Origin of the sequence: Micrococcus sp. GbtcB5 (genome assembly GCF_019091605.1) — a bacterium.
Lineage (GTDB): Bacteria > Actinomycetota > Actinomycetes > Actinomycetales > Micrococcaceae > Micrococcus > Micrococcus luteus.
This window is the reverse complement of sequence record NZ_JAGXJK010000421.1, coordinates 1-239: the sequence shown is the minus strand read 5'-3', so window position 1 is coordinate 239 and position 239 is coordinate 1. Positions and strand designations below refer to the sequence as shown.

Sequence of the window (239 nt, the reverse complement as noted above, 5' to 3'; positions counted from 1 at the left end):
GCCCCCTTCGGCGATGGCCTGGACGCCGCCCAGGACCTCGGCCCGGCTGCCGTAGTCCACGCACATGTGCAGCGTGGTGCCGGTGTTGTGGCGCGTGAGCTCCTCGGCCTCCTGCAGCCCCCGGATCACGGGGGTCCAGAGGCGCGGGGCCCGCCCGTTCCACCGGATCCGCACGTTCCACGAGAGCAGGGTGTCCCGCTGCCGGCGCAGCACGTCCCGGGAGAAGCCCATGAGGAAGC

The 239-nt window shown here is 73.2% G+C and carries 1 protein-coding gene; it reads right to left on the bottom strand.

Features of this window, described 5'->3' with window-relative positions:
• Positions 1–239, bottom strand: a 239-nt coding sequence (locus KVS67_RS12965) for an undecaprenyl diphosphate synthase family protein (RefSeq protein WP_217565545.1), incomplete at both ends; no start/stop codon positions are given.